This window comes from Caproiciproducens puteiluti (assembly GCF_052442865.1).
GTDB lineage: Bacteria > Bacillota > Clostridia > Oscillospirales > Acutalibacteraceae > Caproiciproducens.
The window spans coordinates 2,030,755-2,049,969 of sequence record NZ_CP194790.1; the positions used below are offsets into that span (position 1 = coordinate 2,030,755).

The window sequence follows — 19,215 nt, forward strand, 5'->3', positions numbered from 1 at the left end:
TTTTTAATATGGATAGAATGATCAGATGCATTACCTCCGACGGCAGTATCATGGCAGCCGCCGTGGATTCCACCTACCTGGTTGCCACAGCCCAGCAGATTCACGGCACCAGCCCGGTCGCAACCGCGGCGCTCGGCAGGCTGCTCACGGGCGCTTCCCTGATGGGCTCGATGCTGAAAAAGGAGAACGCTTCCCTTACGCTGAAAATCAACGGGGGAGGACCTTTGGGCACAGTGATCGCCATTGCGGACAGCCACGGCAACTGCCGGGGCTGCGTTGACAATCCCGCAGTTGAACTGCCGCTCAAGCCGAACGGAAAGCTCGATGTCGGCACGGCGGTAGGTGCGGACGGTATTCTGGGTGTGATACGCGATTTTGGCGAGGGAAGCCCTTATATTGGCCATGTGGAAATTAAATCCGGAGAAATCGCGGAGGATCTTACCAATTATTATGTCGTCAGCGAACAGGTTCCCACCGTCTGCGCGCTGGGGGTATTGCTAGACAAAGCGGACAGCCGCCAGCTCCTTGCGGGCGGGATGCTGATACAGGTTTTGCCCGGAGCGGATCAGGCGGCCATAGACAGGCTGGAACGAAATGCAAGCGGATTAAAACCGGTCACAACCATGCTGGCCGCGGGAATGTCGATTGAAGAGATGTGTAAGACCGTGCTGGAAGGCTTTGAAATGGAAATTCTGGATGAATTTCAAATCGGTTATGTCTGCAATTGCAGCAAGGAACGTGTGCTCCGTGCGATTTCAACACTGAAACCGGAGGATATTCTGTCACTGGCGGATGAGAAAGGCTTTGCCGAGGCGAAGTGTCAGTACTGCGGTCATACCTATCAGCTGTCGAAGCAGGAACTGGAAGAGCTTGCGGAAAAAAAGCAAGCAAAATAATCCGGGGAAAATGAAAAAAATGTAATTTTAGTGTTGACAACTGGCACAATATATAGTATTATATAACACGTCGCTGATGAATGCGGCACACGCGAATGGGAGCATAGCTCAGCTGGTTAGAGCACCTGCCTTACAAGCAGGGGGTCATAGGTTCGAGTCCTATTGTTCCCACCACTTCAAGTTGGCTCGGTAGTTCAGCTGGTTAGAACGCTAGCCTGTCACGCTAGAGGTCGTCGGTTCGATCCCGATCCGAGTCGCCATTTGCCTCTGTAGCTCAGTTGGTAGAGCAGGGGACTGAAAATCCCCGTGTCGGTGGTTCGATTCCGCCCGGAGGCACCAAGCATGCGAATGTAGCTCATCTGGTAGAGCGCCACCTTGCCAAGGTGGAGGTAGCGAGTTCGAGCCTCGTCGTTCGCTCCATTTTTGGCGTCATAGCCAAGTGGTAAGGCATGGGTCTGCAAAACCCTGATTCCCCAGTTCAAATCTGGGTGACGCCTCCAAACAAAGGAAAAAGTCCGTAAAACAAGTTTTTGTTTTACGGACTTTTTTAATATCGATATCACCCCATGCATATAGATTGCATGGGGTGATTGCGTTGAATGAGAAAGAAGTCAAAACATATTTTATACCGATAGCCGTCCTGGTTTTATGCTGTCTTGCTTTTTTGCTGCTGTCCTACATCTCCTATAATAAAATCGATAAAATGGCATTGGCCTTGGCGGAAAAACGCAATCCCGTCATTGTGCTCGACCCGGGCCACGGTGGGGAAGACGGGGGAGCTACGGGAAAAAACTCCGCGCTTGAAAAGGATATTAACCTGGCAATTGCCCTGCAACTGGAAAAACTTTTGAAAAGCTCCGGGATGCGTGTCGTAATGACAAGGACCGCGGATGCTTCCATTTGTGACGATCACCTTGACACCGTGCGGGAACGAAAGGTCAGCGACCTCCATAACCGCCTGAAAATCATTGAGGAGCAGGGCGACTGCATCTTTATCAGCATTCATCAAAACCACTTCACGGAAAGCCGCTACAGCGGAGCGCAGATCTTCTACTCAAAAAATACCGACGGAAGTAAAATCCTAGCCGAAAATATCAAAAGCCGGATTGTAGAGCTGATACAGCCGGAAAACAAGCGGGAGACAAAGCCCGCCACCAGTTCCATTTATCTGCTGTGGAACACAAAAGTCACCGCTGTGCTGGTCGAATGCGGTTTCCTTTCCAATGATTCCGAGGCTGCAAAACTGAATGACAAAACCTATCAGCAGCAAATGGCATTTTGTGTCTACAGCGGACTGCTGGATTACCTTCATTCCGTGGAGTAGTGTCTTGTATTCGTCCACATGTTGGGCTATAATTTAAAAAACAGAGGAAATAAGAGGAACTAAAAATGGCTTCCAAATCAAAAAGTATTTATATCTGCTCCGAGTGTGGATTTGAATCTGCAAAATGGTTCGGAAAATGTCCCGGCTGCGGGCAGTGGAACACGATGACAGAAGAAATCAGGGAACCGGCCGTCCAAAAGAATTCTGTGGGTGCGGCGCGTAAAAGCATCGTCCCCGTTTCCATCAATGAAATCAGCACCGCAGAGGAAGCCCGCTACCATACCGGTTTAACGGAGCTGGACAGAGTGCTTGGCGGCGGGATTGTAAAAGGCTCCCTGATCCTGATCAGCGGAGAGCCGGGAATCGGCAAATCGACGATCCTTCTGCAGATCTGCGAATATCTCGGGCGATCCCTGAAGATCCTATATGTATCGGGAGAAGAATCAAACCGTCAAATAAAGCTCCGTGCGGCCCGTCTGGGCGTTCAAAGCGACAATCTCTATATCCTGACCGAAACAGACATTCAATGCGTTATAGAGCAAATGAGAGCCCAAAAACCCGATCTGGTGATGATTGATTCCATCCAGACGATGAATAACACCGATCTGAATTCGTCGCCCGGCAGCGTTACACAGGTGAGGGAATGCACCAACGCTGTGATGCACACCGCAAAAGCGCTGGAGATCCCAACCATTCTTGTCGGCCATGTCAATAAGGACGGGGCCATCGCGGGACCGAAGGTGCTGGAGCATATCGTTGACGCGGTACTTTATTTTGAGGGAGACCGCCAAATGTCCTACCGTATTCTGCGGGCCGCAAAGAACCGGTACGGTTCCACCAATGAGATCGGCGTGTTTGACATGGGCGACAACGGGCTGCATCAGGTGGACAACCCTTCGCTCGCTCTGCTTGACGGAAGGCCGAAAAATGTATCGGGGACCTGCGTCACCTGCGTAATAGAAGGTTCCCGCCCGATTCTGGCCGAAATACAGGGACTTGCAACGACGACCGGCTTTGGAAATCCCAGAAGGATGTCGACCGGTTTTGATTACAACCGAATGTCTCTGCTGCTTGCCGTGCTTGAAAAACGGGCGGGATACTATTTTTCCAATCTGGACGCTTATGTCAATGTTGTAGGAGGACTAAGGCTGGACGAGCCCGCGGCCGACCTTGCGGTAGCCATGTCGCTCGTGTCCAGTCTGAAGGATATCCCCGTCAGCGACGACGCCATTGTATTCGGCGAGATCGGCCTTGCCGGGGAAATACGCGCCGTTACCCATGTCGACGCCAGAATCAGCGAGGCTGCCCGGCTGGGCTTTACAAAATGCATTCTGCCCTTTCACAGCCTGAAGCAGGTCAACGTCAAAGGAAACGGTATTCAACTGATCGGTGTCAAAGGCGTGAGGGAGGCGTTTGAGGCTTTATCTGGTTGCTGACAGGAGCCCGGGGAGTGACCTTGATGCAGTGCACACAGCCGTCGCCGGTATAATTGGTAATTGCGGAGGGCATTTCCAGACTGCAGTAGCCGTCATGCTGATAAATACAGTCTTCATCACATTGAATGATGCTCATTTATGTTCACCTCAATTATATTTTGGGGGATAAGCGTGAAAATTATTCATTGCTTTACTTAAAATTGAACTAATATTTTCCCTCTTCCATCACAGAATAAACAGGAATGGGGGAATGAGAATGAAGAAGTATGTAATGCTATTATCCTTTACAGTTATGATGGTCGTGGGAGTTTTCACATGGGGTGTTTTTTCGCGAAATTCCGTCGTTCCTGTCAGTATTGTAAAGGTAAACCCGGTTACAGTCGAAAATTCTGTGACGTGCAGCGGCAGGGTAGAGCGGGTTTCGATGCACAACGTCTACTCGCCGTCCGCGGCTTTTGTCAGCCAGGTTTATGTCCAGCTGGGGGACAAGGTCACTCAGGGACAGCGCTTAATGGACATCCAGGTACCTTCCTCCGCTTCCGATTCTTCCAGTTCTTCCGATTCCGAATTGGGCGGAACGTACGAAAGCCTTCTCAATCAATACAGCGGACAAAGCCAGATTACGACCAGGACGATTACTTCTCCGTACGAGGGAAAAATCACGTCGCTATCGGTTGCCAATCAGGGCTATGTCCAGGCCGGCACCCCGGTCGCGGTCATATCGGACAGCTCCGATATGCTTCAGGTAAGGCTTTCGGTCAATGAATCGCAGATTTCCGACATAAAAAAGGGGCAAAAGGCGATTATTACCGGCGTAGGATTTAAAAACACGGCATATACCGGCACTGTCAAAAGCATTTCCGCCGAAGCGAAACAGATGGTTTCCACAACCGGGCAGGAAACGGTGGTAGAGGTAATCGTCAGCGTCGAAAAACCGGGGAGCGATATCAAGCCCGGTTATACCGCGAAGGCAAAAATTATTACATCTGAAAACCCCGATGTGCTTATTGCGCCCTACAACGCCGTCAGAGCCGATAAAAACGGAAATGAGTATGTGTTCAAGTTAAAAGAAAAGAAAGCCGTCAAAACCCCTGTGGTGACCAACAGGGAATTTGACGACGGTTTTGAAATAACCAGCGGCCTGTCCGAAAACGATGAAGTCATCGCCAATCCGGATTCCGTGTCAAACGGGGCTCACGTCATTCCCAAAGAAAGTTCGGTGAGCTCCGATGATTGACTATGTGAAATCTGCGTTTCAGAATTTAGGCAGAAAACGGGTCAGGACAGTGCTTACCATACTGGGAATCGCGATCGGTGTGGCCTCTGTCGTGATCATCGGCAATATCAGCCAGTGCGGAACCAACGCGCTCAGCAACGAGCTGGAAAGCCTCGGCCTGAGCGGTCTTACCATTTCCTCTTCGTCGGATACCACCGCCCCGGTTTCTCTCAATGAAGATGACCTGAGTATCATCAAGCGGTGTGAAGAGGTGGAACAGGCAGCCCCCGTGATGGTGGAAAGCACGGATATCTCGGCCAGAAAATTGAGTTCCAAAGCTCTGGTGTGGGGGATAGACACCAATGCAAGCCAGATTATTTCCATTAATCTGCTGTACGGTCGGCTGTTCAATTCCGAAGATATCAGCACGGGATCAAACGTATGTTTGGTAGATGAAGCTTTTTCAAAAAGCACTTATATGAGAAGCAATATCATCGGGAAAACAGTGTCCATTATGAGCGGCGGAGTCGAAGAAAATTATAAGGTGATCGGGATTATTAAAACCGGCAGCGGCCTTTTGCAGAACATTATCGGAAATTATATCCCCACATTCGTCTATGTTCCTTACACCACGATTCAGGCCACATCCGGAAGAAACGATTTCGACCAGATTGTGGTCAAAGTGAAATCTGGCGGCAATGTAGAGAGCATCGGAAAAACAATCGTAGACACGCTCAACCGCGATAACGGAACGGCGGACGCGTTTGTATCCAATAATCTTGCTAAGCAAAAGGATAGCCTTACCAATATGCTGGGAATTATTACTCTGATTCTTTCCGCGGTAGGCTCCGTTTCTTTATTGGTGGCAAGCCTGAGCATCATGACCGTCATGCTGGTTTCGGTCAACGAACGGACGCGGGAAATTGGAATCAAGAAAGCGATTGGGGCAAAGCAAAGCTCCATCATGCTGGAATTTATGTTCGAGGCTGTTCTGATATCCCTGATCGGCTGCGTCTGCGGTATCGCGGCCGGATATATCATTTCCTTCGCCGGCGCCGAATATTTTGGCGTAGAGCTGAGTACAAGAGCGGATATCATGATGATCGCGGTAGAATTCTCCCTTGCATCCGGCACTGTTTTCGGGGTTTATCCGGCATATAAAGCGTCAAGGCTGAAGCCCGTCGACGCGCTCAGACAGGAGTAAAAATATGGGTTTTATCCAAACTCCGAACCTTCCGGAGTCGGACGTGGCCGCAGCGGCCGTGTCCGGTACATATCAAGCAGTTACGGACGCGCTCAGAGCGCGGAATATAGAGGTTCTTCCGGTAAAACCGTGTAAGGCTTTGAGCAGGCCGGTATGCTGTCACGCCGATATGCTGCTGCACCACCTGGGCGGCAATCGAATCGTTGCGGCAAATGGGGAAGAGGACTTAAAAATAAGACTGGAACAATTGGGGTTCGAGGTATCCTGTTCGAACAAATGTATTTTCCAATTCTTATCCGCAGGATGTTATTTTAAATTGCGCTCGTGTCGGAAACCGGTTATTGGCTAACTGGAAGGCCATGGACGGCACGATTTATGATTACTGCAGAGCGAACCGGATAGAAATAACGGACGTAAGGCAAGGATACGTGAAATGTTCCACGGTGATCGTCGATAGCCGGTCCGTGATTACGGCGGACCCGTCCATAGCGGAAGCGGCGGAAAGAATGAGGATGGATGTTCTGAAAATTACTCCGGGCTATGTAAATTTAGAGGGATACGAATATGGGTTTCTTGGAGGCGCCTGCGGAATGATCGGGAAAGGAAAACTGGCTTTTACAGGCAGCATCCAAAATCATCCTGATTATTGTGGTATGAAAAGCTTCTGCGATCAGAAAAAGGTGGAATTGATTTCTCTGACGAAAGGTCCGCTGCTGGACATTGGGGGAATCCTTCCGTTAAAAACCGTATCGGAAAAGAAACCTTGGAAAGAAATAGAAAATCCTTGACTGCCCCATAAAAAAACGATATAATTATACAAAATGAATATTTTGTATAATTAAGGGGACTGAAAAAGCCGAAGAAAGGATTTGAATGGCTCATGAAATCAGAAATAAAATCTGAATGGATGGCTGAAGCGCCGCCGGTCATCAAAGAATTTCTGGGATACGTCGGAACAATTAAAGGAAAATCTCCAAAAACCGTTGATGAATACTATCTTGACTTACGTACGTTTTTCAGGTATATTAAAAAATCCCGGAACCTTGTACCGCCGGAAATCGATTTCGAGGAAATCAGTATTTCCGACATTGATCTTGATCTCATTAAAACCATTACTCTGACACATGTTTTTGAGTACATGAATTATCTGTCCACAGAGCGCCAGAACAAAGCTTCGACCCGATCCAGAAAGGTTTCCAGTTTACGGACTTTTTTTAAATATCTGACGAATAAGACCGGCAAACTGGCTGTAAACCCGGTTCAGGAGCTGGAAACGCCCAAGCAAAGGAAAGCTTTGCCGAAATATCTGACTTTGGAGCAAAGTCTGGAGCTTTTGTCCAAAGTGGACGGCCCTACCAAAGAACGGGACTACTGTATCCTGACATTGTTTTTAAACTGTGGCATGCGGTTGTCCGAACTGGTCGGCCTGAATCTGAGCGATGTCCGCCACGGCACGTCGACGGTCAGGATCGTCGGCAAGGGCAACAAGGAACGGATCGTTTATCTGAACGACGCCTGCCTTGACGCGATCGACCGATATGTCGCGGTGCGGCCCAACGATGCTCTGATAGACAAAAACGCGCTGTTCATCAGTAAGCAGAAGAAGCGCATCAGTCCGAAAACCGTACAGTATCTCGTTAAAAAGTACCTTTCGGAAATTGAACTCGGCAACCTTTCCGTACATAAACTCCGACACACGGCGGCGACCCTGATGTATCAGCACGGACATGTCGATATCCGGGTCTTAAAAGATATTTTAGGCCATGAAAATTTGGGTACCACTGAAATTTATACTCATTTGTCTGACGAACAGATGGCCAACGCCGCAAAAGCAAATCCACTGTCGAAGGTAAAGCAGCGCAGTACCGTTGATTTCAAAAAGGCGATAAAAAAAGAACCGGAATGACCGGTTCTTTTGTATTTAACCCAATTTTGCACGCGGATGGCAGTTGTTATACACTTTTTTAAAATGATCATTCAATAAGTGTACGTAAACCTGTGTGGAGGAAATATCCGCGTGGCCGAGCATCATCTGTATGTCCTTCAGCTCCGCGCCGTTTTCCAGCAGATGCAAAGCAAAGGAATGGCGAAGCGTATGAGGAGTAATTTCCTTGACGATTCCCGCCTTTTCCGCATATCCTTTTACGATTTTCCAGAAACCCTGACGGGTAAGCCTGCGGCCGTTCAGATTCGTAAAGAGTGCCTGTCCCCCATCCGGCGTGATAATCAGGCTCCTGACTCTGATAATATATTCCGATATGGCATTTACCGCCGTGGGATAAACCGGAATCAGCCGTTCGCTTTTGTCATTTTTGCAGCTCAGCATTCCCGTGTGGATATTGATATCCTGAATATTTAAATCAACCAGTTCCGAAGCCCTGATTCCGGTTGCGTACAGAAGCTCCAGCATTGCTTTGTCGCGGCAGCCCTTTGATTCCTGAGTATCCGGCTGAGACAGCAGAAGCTCGATTTCCTTGCCGGTCAGGATCTGAGGGAGCTTTTTTACCGTCTTTTCCAGTTTAACGGCCTTTGCGGGATTGCTGTCCGTCTGGCCGGTAATAATCAGATACTGATAAAAGCACCGGATGGAAGCGACATTTCTCGTAATCGTAGCGTTTGACTTTTTTAATTCTGTCAGATTTGCAACATATTTATTGATAAAGTCGGAATCCGCCTGAGCCGGATCGCCCAGCCCGTTCTCATCCAGAAATGATAAGAAATGTCCGACGTCGCGAATGTACGAATCCAGTGTGTTTGCAGACACAGCCTTTTTATTGACCAGATAATTGCTGAAATCCGAACAGTAGTCCTTCATTTTGTCCTATCCCCTCTATTTTTAAAAAGAAAACATACCCGCAAAACATCCTGAAAATATAACGTCAATCACCGCCGCCAGAAAAGCAACCATCAGAATCACGCCGAAGTTCAGTAAATACGGCTTCATTTTCGGCGGGCTGATTGTCCCTCTTTGAGATACAACACTGCAAGACGCAATCATTCGGGAAAATCGTGTCCCCTCCCTTGCCGCAAGCAGAATTGCAAGGCAGCACACAAATGCCCCGGGCAAAATAACCACCAGATTAAACAACACGCCCATAAAGCCATAAGCCGCATACAGATATCCGGATGTCAGCCCCAGCCCGAACCCCCGGAAAAACAGGACCGCAGGGATGATGAACATCCCCCACACGGAAAGCCCGCAAAGAAAACAGGCCAGTATAAAAATAAAGGACGAAGCAAAGGAAGCGGAGAAAATGGAGATAATGGGCTGTACAGCCCTGGCTTTATAATTGCTGTAAAATAGAAAATCCAGTTTATTTAACGCGGTGAAATCCGCATTTCTGGCGAAGACCGCTCCAAAAATCATGCCGATGATCAAAGAAAGCGAGAACAGTACCAGAACATAATTTTCACGCAGTGCTTTTAAAAGAATCCTGCTGTTGATAACAGGCCTGTGCCGAAAGCTGTGTTTTACAACAATCATACTCAAACATCCCCTTAATATATATAAGGATACATTCATAAATGTATGAGAATGATTTGTGTTATATGATTACTTGCCCAGCTCTTCCGCTCTTTTTGTACAGGCCCTCATCGCCTCGTCCACGATTTGCTCAAAATGATGCTCATAAAAAACGTCCAATGCTTTTAAGGTGGTTCCGCCGGGTGAAGAGACCATTTTAATCAGTGCTTCCGGGGTCAGCTCCGGCTGGCGCAGCATCCCCGCACTGCCCTCCAGCGTCTGGCAGATCAGCTGCAAAGCTGTGTCGGCGGCGATCCCCTGTTTGACTGCGCTGTCCAGCATCGCTTTGGCGAACAGATAAATATACGCCGGGCTGCTGCTGTTTACGGAAATGACGGCGTTCATCTGGCTTTCGCCCAAAACCGTCACCGTGCCGCAGGCGGCGAATAATGACAGAACCAGCTGAAAATCTTCGTCCGTTACATTTTCCGTCCTGCTTAACGCGGTTGCACCCTTTCCGATGAGAAGGGGCGTGTTGGGCATGGTCCTGATAACCGGACACCGGCAGCCGAGAGCACTGTTGATATAGTGCGTTGAAATGCCCGCCGCAATAGAAACAAACAGAATTTTTTGATTTACAAAAGGTTTTACCGAAGCCAATACTTCTGCAAAATTCTGCGGTTTGACTGCCAGAAAAACAATATCGCATTTTTCGATTAGCTGCTCAATCGAGTCAACGGTCCGGATCCCCGCCTTTTGCCGCAGCGCTTCCCGCTTCTCCCGGTTGATATCATAAACAAAAACCTGCTGTGCCGGAAAGGTTTTTGTCCCGACAATCCCATTAATAATAGCGCCTGCCATATTGCCGGCGCCGATAAACCCCAGTATTTTATCATTCAAAAAAAACACCTGCCTTGTAACTATATACTATAATACATTTTTTACCAGTTAGCAATACAAAAATATACAGGAAAACTATTTTTATGCATTTTCAAATAATTTATGTAAACTTGATTATGTAAACTAATAAAAAATTATGTAATAAGCATTATGTAAACCTTATGAATAAAAATACGCACGCTTGCATTTTTCAGGCAAGCGTGCGCCGCTTATCAGTTTTCTCTTGTTATTCGGCCATCGCCGCTTTGATCATAATGGCGCATTCCAGGCGCTTTTTTTCAAGATCACAAGAGATTTTATGGGCCTTATGGATATCCCCCTCATACTGTTGGCTGTTCGCGTTGCAGCCGCCGCTGCAGTAAAATTTAGCCCAGCAGTTTCTGCATTCCGGTTTTGAATAGACGTTTGCCAGCGCGAAGGAATGCTTCATATCGGTATTCAAGGTTCCGTCCATGACATTCCCCATTTTAAAGCTCTCGTCCCCTACGAACTGATGGCAGGGGAAAATATCTCCCTCCGGCGTTACGGCGATGTATTCGTTGCCGCAGCCGCAGCCGCGAAGGCGCTTGATGGCGCATGGGCCCTGATCGAGGTCCAGCGTAAAATGAAAGAAATTGAACCCCTTCCCCGCTTTTTTGCGGTCAATGATCGTATTTGCCAGACGCTCATACTCTTCAAATACGCGGGGCAAGTCCTCTTCCTTGATCGAATAATCCAGCTTCACGTCCGAGACCACCGGCTCAACGGAAACCTGCTCAAAACCAAGCTCGGCCATATGTAACACATCGTTGGTGAAATCAAGATTGTGTTTGGTAAAGGTTCCTCTGGCGTAATAGTCTTTATCGCCGCGTGACGCGACCAGCTTTTGGAACTTCGGAACAATCGAATCATAGCTGCCCGTACCGTCGGTCCTGACCCGCAAAAGATCGTTGACGCTTTTTCTTCCGTCAAGGGACAGCACGCAGTTGGACATTTCCCGATTGATAAAATCGATCTTATCGTCCGTCAGCAAGATGCCGTTTGTCGTAATGGTAAAGCGAAAGTTTTTATTGTGTTCTTTTTCGATACTGCGGGCATAATTGACGATTTGCTTGACAACCTCAAAATTCATCAGCGGTTCGCCGCCGAAGAAATCGACTTCAAGGTTATGCCTTCCCTCTGATTTCTCAATCAGGAAATCGATCGCTTTCTTCCCTACCGCAAAGGGCATCAGCATTCTGCCGCGGCCAAAGTCTCCCTTGGCGGCAAAGCAGTATTCGCACCTTAAATTGCAGTCGTGGGCAATATTCAGGCACATGGATTTTACCGGGGCGTCCTTCATCATTTCAGCGAACTTTCCATATTCGTCCGCTGAAAAAAGCTGACCGATCCGGTACAGCTCTTTCAGCTCCTCATAGGCTTCATGAACGGTTTCGCCGTCATATTTACCGCTCAGGCCGTTCAGCATTTCCTGGGGAGGATTCTCCGGCACGCTGTCATTTAAATAGTCCAGCATATCAAACGGCGCGTCGTCAAAAAGATGGACGGCCCCGCTGTTGGTATCCAGTACGATATGAAAACCATTTAAAGAATACTTGTGAATCATGTATTTTCTCCGTTTACACAAAATTTAAGGGACATTACTGTCCCTTAAGGTTTGAATGAAATTCAAATCAATTGATTTATCTGCCTGCGTTTTCGCACTTCTGGTTTGCGACAGTGCAGGAAGTTTTGCAGGCCGACTGACAGGACGCCTGGCACTCGCCGCATCCGCCTTTGACTGCACTCTCTTTTAAATTGGCTTTATTCAAAGTCTTAATCTGTTTCATTTTTTTGAAACCTCCATTTCAATATTACTGATCATTTTCGCTTCATGATTATATCACACTGACGGAAAGAATAAAAGTATTATTTTACTTTTGACTTCTTACTGACCGCAAGCAGCCCGCCGATCGCGCCGGAAAGCACCATCACCAGCATCCTGATTCCGGCCGTGAGGGAAACAGGTTCATGGGACGCAATCATACCGGAAACAAGAAACAATACAAACAGCAGCAAACCGGACAAAGCGCCGTAGGCCAAACCGCGTTTACGGGAAATCTTTGCTGTGACAAACCCCGCCACAAAGGACGCGAGCACGGACAATCCGAGCATCATAGGAGAAATCAAATTCTGCGGAATGTGTCCCGCCGACACAAAGGCCAAGGCAAAAGCACCCAACAGGGCAGCACAAAGTACAGCCCCGACGACAGCCCCGAGGATAATGGAGCGCAGCGCTCCCAACATCGGATTTTCATTTAAATGCTTTAAATGCTTCTTGCTTTTCATTACCAGCGCCCCCTCAAATATCTAATACAATAGATATTCAGAAGGCGCCGAAGATATACTAATTATTCCGCTTTTTCGTCTTATTCGGCGTCCGCGTGAACGGTATCGATGCTTCCGATCGCCCAGCGCTTAATGCGGATTTTGACGCGGTCCGTACCGGTTTCGATAACGATGGTGTCGGAATCGTCTTTAATGCCGACTACTCGTCCGACAATTCCGCCGATTGTGGTGATATCATCGCCGATTTGGATATTATTGCGCATTTTTTCTTCATTTTTCTTTTTCTTGGACTGGGGACGGATTCCAAAAAAATAAAAAGCGCCGATAATGGCCGCGTAAAGGAGAACGATGGTCCATGTTCCTCCTCCGTCCACAAGAGATCCACTTAAAGTGTTGAAATTCATTTAGAACTGCACCTCCAATTTAATATAATGATTATAGCAATTTCTTCGTCGTCTTGCAAGGATTTCTTATATCCTTGCGCTCAATTTCGAGATATTATTGCTATAGAATTCCTCAAAACGACCCTCATCAAGAGAAAAGCGGATACGTTCCAGAAGGGAATTGTAAAAATAGATGTTGTGCATGACGCAAAGCCGCATCGCGAGCATCTCCCCGCTTTTAAAAAGATGGTGAATATATGCGCGCGTAAAATTGCGGCAGACGGGACAGTCGCAGTGTTCGTCGAGCGGTTTCTCGTCGAGCGTGTATTTCGCGTTCATCATATTCCGGCAGCCGTCCCAGGTAAAGGCGTGCCCGTGGCGGGCGTTTCTGGACGGCATAACGCAGTCGAAAATATCCACGCCGCGCCTGACCGACTCCAGAATATTGGCCGGAGTGCCCACCCCCATCAGATAACGGGGTTTGTCCTTGGGCATTTCCGGCTCCACCGCTTCAAGGATGCGGTACATCTCTTCCGCGCTCTCCCCCACCGCCAGCCCGCCGATGGCGTATCCGTCGAGGTCGAGTTCGCGGATCTGTTTCATGTTTTCGATACGCAGGTCCTCGTAGGTGCTGCCCTGATTGATTCCCCACAGCATCTGGCGGGGATTGATCGTATCCGGCAGCGTGTTCAGCCTGTCCATTTCCGCCTTGCACCGATACAGCCAGCGAACCGTGCGCTGACAGGAGCTGCGCGCGTAGTCGTATTCCGAAGGATTCTCCACGCATTCGTCAAAGGCCATTGCAATTGTAGAGGCCAGGTTGGACTGAATCCTCATGCTTTCCTCCGGTCCCATAAAGATTTTATGGCCGTCGATATGGGAAGAGAAGGTCACGCCCTCTTCGGTAATATTTCTGAGCTTTGCCAGCGAGAATACCTGAAATCCGCCGCTGTCGGTCAGAATCGGCCCGTCCCACCGGGTGAACCGATGCAGGCCGCCCAGCTTTTTCACGTTTTCGTCGCCCGGCCTCAGATGAAGATGATAAGTATTGCAGAGCTGTACCTGGCATTTCAGGTCCTTCAGATCCAGCGCGGAAACACCGCCTTTAATCGCTCCGCAGGTAGCCACGTTCATAAAAGCCGGAGTTTGAACCGTTCCGTGCGGCGTAGTGAATTCGCCGCGCCTTGCCGCTCCCGTATTGCTGATTAGCTTATACATATAATCCTTATTTATCCTTTCGTATCAGTAAATGAACATCGCGTCAGCCATATGCATGGCAGGCAAGCCCGGCGTCGCGATGCATATGCCTTGTTTCAAGTCTGTTAAATGATCAGCATCGCGTCACCGAAGCTGAAAAAGCGGTATTTTTCCTGAACGGCGACTCGGTACGCGTTCATAATATGCTCGTAACCCGCAAGGGCGGAAACCAGCATGATGAGCGTGCTCTCCGGCAGGTGAAAATTGGTGATCAGGCCGTCGAGCACTTTGAACCGGTAGCCGGGATAAATAAAAATATCCGTCCATCCGGCGCTTTCCTTGATACAGCCCTCTGCGGTACCGACAGACTCCAGCGTGCGGCAGCTTGTCGTCCCCACCGCAATGACGCGGCCGCCGTTCCGTTTTGTTTCATTGATGGCATCCGCCGTTTTCTTCGGGAGATAGTAATGCTCCGAATGCATTTTATGATCCAGTATCTTTTCCGCCGTGACCGGGCGGAACGTGCCCAGCCCAACGTGCAGCGTGACAAATACCACTTTCACGCCTTTGGCCTTTACCTTTTCCAAAAGCTCCGGCGTAAAATGCAGCCCGGCGGTCGGCGCGGCCGCGGAACCGACTTCCTTGGAATACACGGTCTGATAGCGCTCATTGTCGTTCAGATGCTCCGTGATGTAATGCGGCAGCGGCATTTCCCCGATCTGATCGAGGATTTCATAGAAATTCCCTTCATAGGTAAAACGCGCCAGGCGGTTGCCTTCGTCGATGATTTCCAGCACCTCCGCCCTGAGAAGACCGTCGCCGAAAACGAAACGGGAACCGGGCTTCGCGCGCTTGCCGGGACCGCAGAGAACTTCCCATACGTCCCCTTCCCGGTGGTTCAAAAGCAGAAACTCCACGCGGGCCCCCGTCTCTTCCTTGATTCCGTAAAGCCGGGCCGGAAGAACGCGTGAATCATTCAGGACAAGACAGTCTACGGGATCTAAGCAGTCAATGATATTGAAAAAGTGTTTATGGGCAATCTCGCCGGTTTCTTTGTTCAGTGTCAAAAGTCTGGAGGAATCGCGCGGTTCAAGCGGGGTCTGCGCAATCAGTTCGTTCGGTAAATCATAGAAAAAATCTTTTGTCTGCAAATTTTTTAAATCCAATGTCATTTTCATATCTCCCACATAATATACTACCGATTCTTTATTATAAATAAATTGACAAGTAATAGCAACCCATGTTATTATAATTCAAAGATAGAGGCGCGATTTTAAAGAGTAACGGATTCCAGGCTGCCAAAGCCGTTTATCGTCCGTGAAAGGTAAACTCGCCGAAGGGGGTTTCTGGGCAGGAAACCGCCTGGTTGTTTTTGTGAACAGCAGAACAACTGTCATCATGTTGATATGATGGAGCGCTATCGGCTAACATTTGGTTCGGCAGATGCCGGACCCTATCAATGTCGAACAGTATCTATTATATTTGCCTGATGACCGGTTTTCAACCGGTTTTTTTCTTATGTATATATTTTCTCATTCTTTAAACATATATATTACAGGAGGGCTACCAATGAAAAAGTATCATGTAGGAATTATCGGCGCAACCGGCATGGTTGGTCAAAGATTTGCTACGCTGATCGAGAACCACCCGTGGTTTACGGTTACCGCGCTCGCTGCGAGCGCGCGTTCCGCCGGAAAAACATATAAAGAGGCTGTCGGGGACCACTGGCTGATGACAACACCGATGCCGAAATCAATGGAAAATATGGTCGTTTTCAACGCGGAGCAGGATATTGAAAAAATCACTTCCCTTGTTGATTTCGTGTTCTGCGCAGTCAACATGAGAAAAGAGGAAATCAAAGCGCTGGAAGAAGCCTATGCCAAAGCGGAGTGCCCGGTGATGTCCAACAACAGCGCGAACCGTCTGGTGGCCGACGTACCGATGATCATTCCGGAAATCAACGCCGACCATGCCGGGGTCATTGACGCTCAGCGCAAACGTCTCGGCACAAAACGCGGATTCATCGCCGTGAAATCGAACTGCTCTCTGCAGAGCTACGTTCCGGCTATTCACCCTCTGATGGATCTGAACGTAACCAAAGTCCTCGCCTGCACCTATCAGGCCATTTCCGGCGCGGGAAAAACCTTTCAGACGTGGCCGGAAAGCGTCGATAACGTGATTCCCTTTATCGGCGGCGAAGAAGGAAAATCTGAAAATGAACCGCTGAAAATCTGGGGGCATGTCGAAAACGGCGCAATCGTCAACGCCACTTCCCTGTCCATTACCTCTCAGTGTCTCCGTGTTCCCGTTTCCGACGGGCATACCGCCGCGGTTTTTCTCTCCTATGAAAAAAAGGTTGAGCTTGAAGAAATTATTGCAAGATGGGAAAACTTTAAGGGAGTCCCTCAGGAGCTTCAGCTTCCCAGTGCACCAAAGCAGTTTTTGCATTATTTCCGCGAGGACGACCGTCCGCAGTCAAGGCTTGACCGTAATCTGGAGAACGGTATGGCCGTTTCCATCGGACGTTTGCGCCCGGATACGCAGTACGATGTAAAATTTGTCTGTCTGTCCCACAACACTCTGCGCGGAGCCGCAGGCGGAGCTGTTTTGATGGCGGAGCTTCTTTGCGCAAAAGGTTATATCGATTGAAGAATTTGCGAATTTGGAGGTAAAGTGTCATGAAAAAGCTTATTTTCAGCGGTTCCGGCGTCGCGATCATCACGCCGATGAACGAAGACGGTTCCGTGAATTATGACGTTTTGGGCGATCTCGTAGAATTTCATGTCGCCAACGGAACGGATTCCATTATTGCCTGCGGTACAACAGGGGAATCGGCTACCTTGGACCACGAAGAGCATTGCAAGGTCATCGAATACATCATTAAAAAGACGAATAAACGGATTCCGGTCATCGCGGGCTCCGGCAGCAACGACACCCGCTACGCGGCAGAGCTGTCCCTGACCGCTCAGGAGCTTGGCGCGGACGCCCTTTTAATGGTTACGCCCTATTACAATAAAACCTCTCAGGCAGGTCTGGTAAAGCATTACCACTATGTGGCCGACCGTGTGAAGCTTCCGATCATCGTCTACAACGTACCGTCCAGAACGGGATGCAATATTAAACCGGAAACATATCTGGAGCTCTCCAAACACCCGAATATCAATGCTGCAAAAGAGGCGAACGGGGATATTTCCGCTCTGGCGAGAACCATTGCCCTTTGCGGCGACGAGCTGAATATATACTCCGGTGAAGACAATCAGACGCTGCCCATTCTTTCTTTGGGCGGAAAAGGAATCATTTCCGTATTCGCGAACATCATGCCGAAGGAAATACACCAAATTTGCGCGGATTTCTTTGACGGCAACCTTGCTGCCAGCCGTGCGGCCTTTTTGAAGTACCTTGAGCTGATGGACGCACTGTTCATGGATGTGAACCCGATCCCGGTGAAGGCGGCCATGAAAATGCTTGGATTCAACAGCGGCGGCTGCCGCCTGCCGTTGACGGCGATGGGCGAAGAAACGGAAGTAAAGCTTGCGATGATTCTTAAAAAATATAATCTGTTAAAATAAATTGACCTTTCCGGAGGGAAGTAAAAATGACAAGGATGATTATCTGCGGATGCAACGGCAAGATGGGCCGTGAGGTTTCGGCCTGTGCGGCGCTGCGGGAAGACTGCAAAGTTGTGGGCGGAATCGATATGAATACGGAGGCGAAAGAGGATTATCCGGTTTTTGCGAAACCGGCGGATATCAATGTCGACGCCGACGTCATCGTCGATTTTTCCAACCCCGCCCTTCTCGCTTCCCTGCTCCAGTATGCGCAGATTCATAAAACGCCGCTTGTTCTGTGCACCACCGGTTATAACAAAGCGCAGGTGGAAGCGCTTACCCGTGTTTCCGAATCTGTCCCCGTATTTTATTCGGGCAATATGTCGCTGGGGATCAACCTGCTGATCGAATTGTCCAAAAAGGCGGCTAAAGTGCTGGGAAGCGGCTTTGATGTTGAAATTATAGAGAAACACCACAATCAGAAGGTCGACGCGCCGAGCGGCACCGCCCTCATGCTGGCCGACGGCATTTCTTCCGTCATGAATGAAAATGCGCACTATATTTACGACCGGCATTCCCAGAGGAAAAAGCGCGAAGCTACCGAAATAGGAATTCATTCCGTTCGCGGGGGAACCATTGTCGGCGAACATGAAGTGATTTTTGCCGGACATCATGAGGTGATTACGCTCGCCCACTCCGCTCAGTCAAAAGAAGTTTTTGCCGTCGGGGCGGTCAACGCGGCTGTTTATCTGGCAAAGATGCCCGCAGGACTTTATAACATGTCTGATTTATTAAAATAGGAGGTAGCATGATGAGTACGGAACCAATGATCACCACTTCAAATGAAATTACCCTGATCACGCTGCAGAACTGTCCCTCCGAACTGACCTTTATCGCCGATGTTTTTCAGAAAATTTCGGGGTTCGGAGTCAATGTGGATATGATTTCGCTTGCACCGGCACACGGCGCTTTCACTTCCATCTCCTTTACGATTTCCGACAATGATCTGGATAAAATTCTGACCTTTACATCCGATCTTCATGACAATTCCAGTATCAAAACCATTGTCAGCAGCGGAAACTGCAAAATTTCCGTGTATGATCAGGGAATGAAGGACACCCCCGGCGTAGCGGCAAAGGTTTTTGCAGCAGCAGCGAAGAGCGAAACGGACATACGGATTATCACCACCTCCGAGGTCGACATTTCCCTGCTGGTTACGGCGGCGGATTTTGACCAGACGCTGAACGAAATCGAAAAGTGTCTGAAGAAATGAAAACCTGCTTCCTGTTTTCTGTAAAATAACGATCCCTTCCGTCAGGCAGTATGATCTGCCGACAGCGG

The 19,215-nt window shown here is 48.9% G+C and carries 21 protein-coding genes, 5 tRNA genes, 1 pseudogene and 1 riboswitch; of the genes and pseudogenes, 17 read left to right on the top strand and 10 right to left on the bottom strand.

All coding sequences use genetic code 11. The features are described from left to right. Window positions 1–8: 8 nt before the first annotated feature. The 8 genes from hslO (at window position 9) to radA (ending at window position 3,656) form a co-directional block, all read left to right on the top strand. Window positions 9–896: an Hsp33 family molecular chaperone HslO gene (gene hslO, locus ACRQU7_RS09855; protein WP_444640511.1), complete on the top strand. Its 888-nt coding sequence runs from the start codon at window positions 9–11 to the stop codon at window positions 894–896. Between the two features lie 97 nt (window positions 897–993). Then, a tRNA-Val gene (locus ACRQU7_RS09860) sits at window positions 994–1,070 on the top strand. 9 nt (window positions 1,071–1,079) lie between these two features. Continuing rightward, window positions 1,080–1,156 (top strand) — tRNA-Asp (locus ACRQU7_RS09865). Window positions 1,157–1,159: 3 nt separating this feature from the next. After that, window positions 1,160–1,235 (top strand) — tRNA-Phe (locus ACRQU7_RS09870). A 5-nt stretch (window positions 1,236–1,240) separates the two neighbouring features. Further along, window positions 1,241–1,316: transfer RNA gene (locus ACRQU7_RS09875), tRNA-Gly, on the top strand. 5 nt (window positions 1,317–1,321) lie between these two features. Beyond that, window positions 1,322–1,396, top strand: a tRNA-Cys gene (locus ACRQU7_RS09880). A gap of 95 nt (window positions 1,397–1,491) precedes the next feature. Continuing rightward, complete coding sequence (locus ACRQU7_RS09885; protein WP_444640513.1) at window positions 1,492–2,220, top strand: N-acetylmuramoyl-L-alanine amidase; 729 nt, start codon at window positions 1,492–1,494, stop codon at window positions 2,218–2,220. A 65-nt stretch (window positions 2,221–2,285) separates the two neighbouring features. Next, window positions 2,286–3,656, top strand: a complete 1,371-nt coding sequence (gene radA / locus ACRQU7_RS09890) for a DNA repair protein RadA (RefSeq protein ID WP_444640515.1) — start codon at window positions 2,286–2,288, stop codon at window positions 3,654–3,656. Here the strand turns inward: radA and ACRQU7_RS09895 are convergent. Next, window positions 3,613–3,792 (bottom strand): hypothetical protein, encoded by a 180-nt coding sequence (locus ACRQU7_RS09895; RefSeq protein WP_141825230.1) that lies wholly within the window; start codon window positions 3,790–3,792, stop codon window positions 3,613–3,615. The genes radA and ACRQU7_RS09895 overlap by 44 nt on opposite strands. A gap of 120 nt (window positions 3,793–3,912) precedes the next feature. Between ACRQU7_RS09895 and ACRQU7_RS09900 the strand changes: the two genes are divergently transcribed. The 5 genes and pseudogenes from ACRQU7_RS09900 to ACRQU7_RS09920 all read left to right on the top strand — a co-directional run bounded on the left by ACRQU7_RS09900 (window position 3,913) and on the right by ACRQU7_RS09920 (window position 7,982). Then, a complete protein-coding gene (locus tag ACRQU7_RS09900; RefSeq protein WP_141825231.1) occupies window positions 3,913–4,893 on the top strand; it encodes an efflux RND transporter periplasmic adaptor subunit in 981 nt (326 codons plus the stop codon). Further along, window positions 4,886–6,076, top strand: a complete 1,191-nt coding sequence (locus tag ACRQU7_RS09905) for an ABC transporter permease (RefSeq protein WP_038324185.1) — start codon at window positions 4,886–4,888, stop codon at window positions 6,074–6,076. The genes ACRQU7_RS09900 and ACRQU7_RS09905 overlap by 8 nt, the downstream gene beginning before the upstream one ends. Window positions 6,077–6,080: 4 nt before the next feature. After that, window positions 6,081–6,425: a DUF6873 family GME fold protein gene (locus tag ACRQU7_RS09910; protein ID WP_444640518.1), complete on the top strand. Its 345-nt coding sequence runs from the start codon at window positions 6,081–6,083 to the stop codon at window positions 6,423–6,425. Further along, window positions 6,361–6,864 (top strand): annotated as a pseudogene (locus ACRQU7_RS09915) (DUF6873 family GME fold protein); the annotation flags it as partial. The gene ACRQU7_RS09910 and the pseudogene ACRQU7_RS09915, both read left to right, overlap by 65 nt. 92 nt (window positions 6,865–6,956) lie before the next feature. After that, complete coding sequence (locus tag ACRQU7_RS09920; RefSeq protein WP_444640520.1) at window positions 6,957–7,982, top strand: tyrosine recombinase XerC; 1,026 nt, start codon at window positions 6,957–6,959, stop codon at window positions 7,980–7,982. A 15-nt stretch (window positions 7,983–7,997) separates the two neighbouring features. Here ACRQU7_RS09920 and ACRQU7_RS09925 read toward each other — a convergent pair whose 3' ends face one another. The 9 genes from ACRQU7_RS09925 to queA all read right to left on the bottom strand — a co-directional run bounded on the left by ACRQU7_RS09925 (window position 7,998) and on the right by queA (window position 15,477). Then, on the bottom strand, window positions 7,998–8,891 hold the full coding sequence (locus ACRQU7_RS09925) for a tyrosine recombinase (protein ID WP_444640522.1): 894 nt from the start codon (window positions 8,889–8,891) through the stop codon (window positions 7,998–8,000). Window positions 8,892–8,912: 21 nt separating this feature from the next. After that, window positions 8,913–9,560 carry a stage II sporulation protein M gene (locus ACRQU7_RS09930; protein WP_141825235.1) on the bottom strand — a complete coding sequence of 216 codons (648 nt, stop codon included), beginning with the start codon at window positions 9,558–9,560 and terminating at the stop codon, window positions 8,913–8,915. Window positions 9,561–9,629: 69 nt separating this feature from the next. Next, entirely contained in the window at window positions 9,630–10,439 is an 810-nt protein-coding gene (gene proC, locus ACRQU7_RS09935) for a pyrroline-5-carboxylate reductase (protein ID WP_444640524.1), read from the bottom strand. Between the two features lie 226 nt (window positions 10,440–10,665). Beyond that, a complete protein-coding gene (gene scfB / locus ACRQU7_RS09940) occupies window positions 10,666–12,024 on the bottom strand; it encodes a thioether cross-link-forming SCIFF peptide maturase (protein WP_444640526.1) in 1,359 nt (452 codons plus the stop codon). A gap of 76 nt (window positions 12,025–12,100) precedes the next feature. Beyond that, the gene (gene scfA / locus ACRQU7_RS09945; RefSeq protein WP_081928276.1) at window positions 12,101–12,247 is read right to left on the bottom strand and encodes a six-cysteine ranthipeptide SCIFF; all 147 of its coding nucleotides are present in this window, start codon (window positions 12,245–12,247) and stop codon (window positions 12,101–12,103) included. 79 nt (window positions 12,248–12,326) lie between these two features. Beyond that, window positions 12,327–12,746, bottom strand: a complete 420-nt coding sequence (locus ACRQU7_RS09950; RefSeq protein WP_038324190.1) for a TIGR04086 family membrane protein — start codon at window positions 12,744–12,746, stop codon at window positions 12,327–12,329. 80 nt (window positions 12,747–12,826) lie between these two features. Beyond that, window positions 12,827–13,150 (bottom strand): preprotein translocase subunit YajC, encoded by a 324-nt coding sequence (gene yajC, locus ACRQU7_RS09955; protein WP_141825237.1) that lies wholly within the window; start codon window positions 13,148–13,150, stop codon window positions 12,827–12,829. Window positions 13,151–13,216: 66 nt separating this feature from the next. After that, a complete protein-coding gene (gene tgt / locus ACRQU7_RS09960; protein ID WP_444640529.1) occupies window positions 13,217–14,347 on the bottom strand; it encodes a tRNA guanosine(34) transglycosylase Tgt in 1,131 nt (376 codons plus the stop codon). Between the two features lie 104 nt (window positions 14,348–14,451). Next, window positions 14,452–15,477 carry a tRNA preQ1(34) S-adenosylmethionine ribosyltransferase-isomerase QueA gene (gene queA, locus ACRQU7_RS09965; protein ID WP_444645575.1) on the bottom strand — a complete coding sequence of 342 codons (1,026 nt, stop codon included), beginning with the start codon at window positions 15,475–15,477 and terminating at the stop codon, window positions 14,452–14,454. A 101-nt stretch (window positions 15,478–15,578) separates the two neighbouring features. After that, a riboswitch (Lysine riboswitch) is annotated at window positions 15,579–15,754 on the top strand. 141 nt (window positions 15,755–15,895) lie between these two features. On the opposite strand from queA, the gene asd reads away from it, so the two are divergent. Genes asd through ACRQU7_RS09985 form a run of 4 tightly spaced genes read left to right on the top strand, consistent with a single transcriptional unit; the run spans window position 15,896 to window position 19,147 of the window. Beyond that, a complete protein-coding gene (gene asd / locus ACRQU7_RS09970) occupies window positions 15,896–16,975 on the top strand; it encodes an aspartate-semialdehyde dehydrogenase (RefSeq protein ID WP_444640531.1) in 1,080 nt (359 codons plus the stop codon). A gap of 29 nt (window positions 16,976–17,004) precedes the next feature. Next, window positions 17,005–17,895, top strand: coding sequence for a 4-hydroxy-tetrahydrodipicolinate synthase (dapA, locus tag ACRQU7_RS09975; RefSeq protein WP_444640533.1), 891 nt, complete (start codon window positions 17,005–17,007; stop codon window positions 17,893–17,895). Between the two features lie 26 nt (window positions 17,896–17,921). Beyond that, window positions 17,922–18,674 carry a 4-hydroxy-tetrahydrodipicolinate reductase gene (gene dapB, locus ACRQU7_RS09980; protein WP_444640535.1) on the top strand — a complete coding sequence of 251 codons (753 nt, stop codon included), beginning with the start codon at window positions 17,922–17,924 and terminating at the stop codon, window positions 18,672–18,674. Window positions 18,675–18,685: 11 nt separating this feature from the next. Then, a complete protein-coding gene (locus ACRQU7_RS09985) occupies window positions 18,686–19,147 on the top strand; it encodes an ACT domain-containing protein (protein WP_444640537.1) in 462 nt (153 codons plus the stop codon). Window positions 19,148–19,215: the final 68 nt, after the last annotated feature.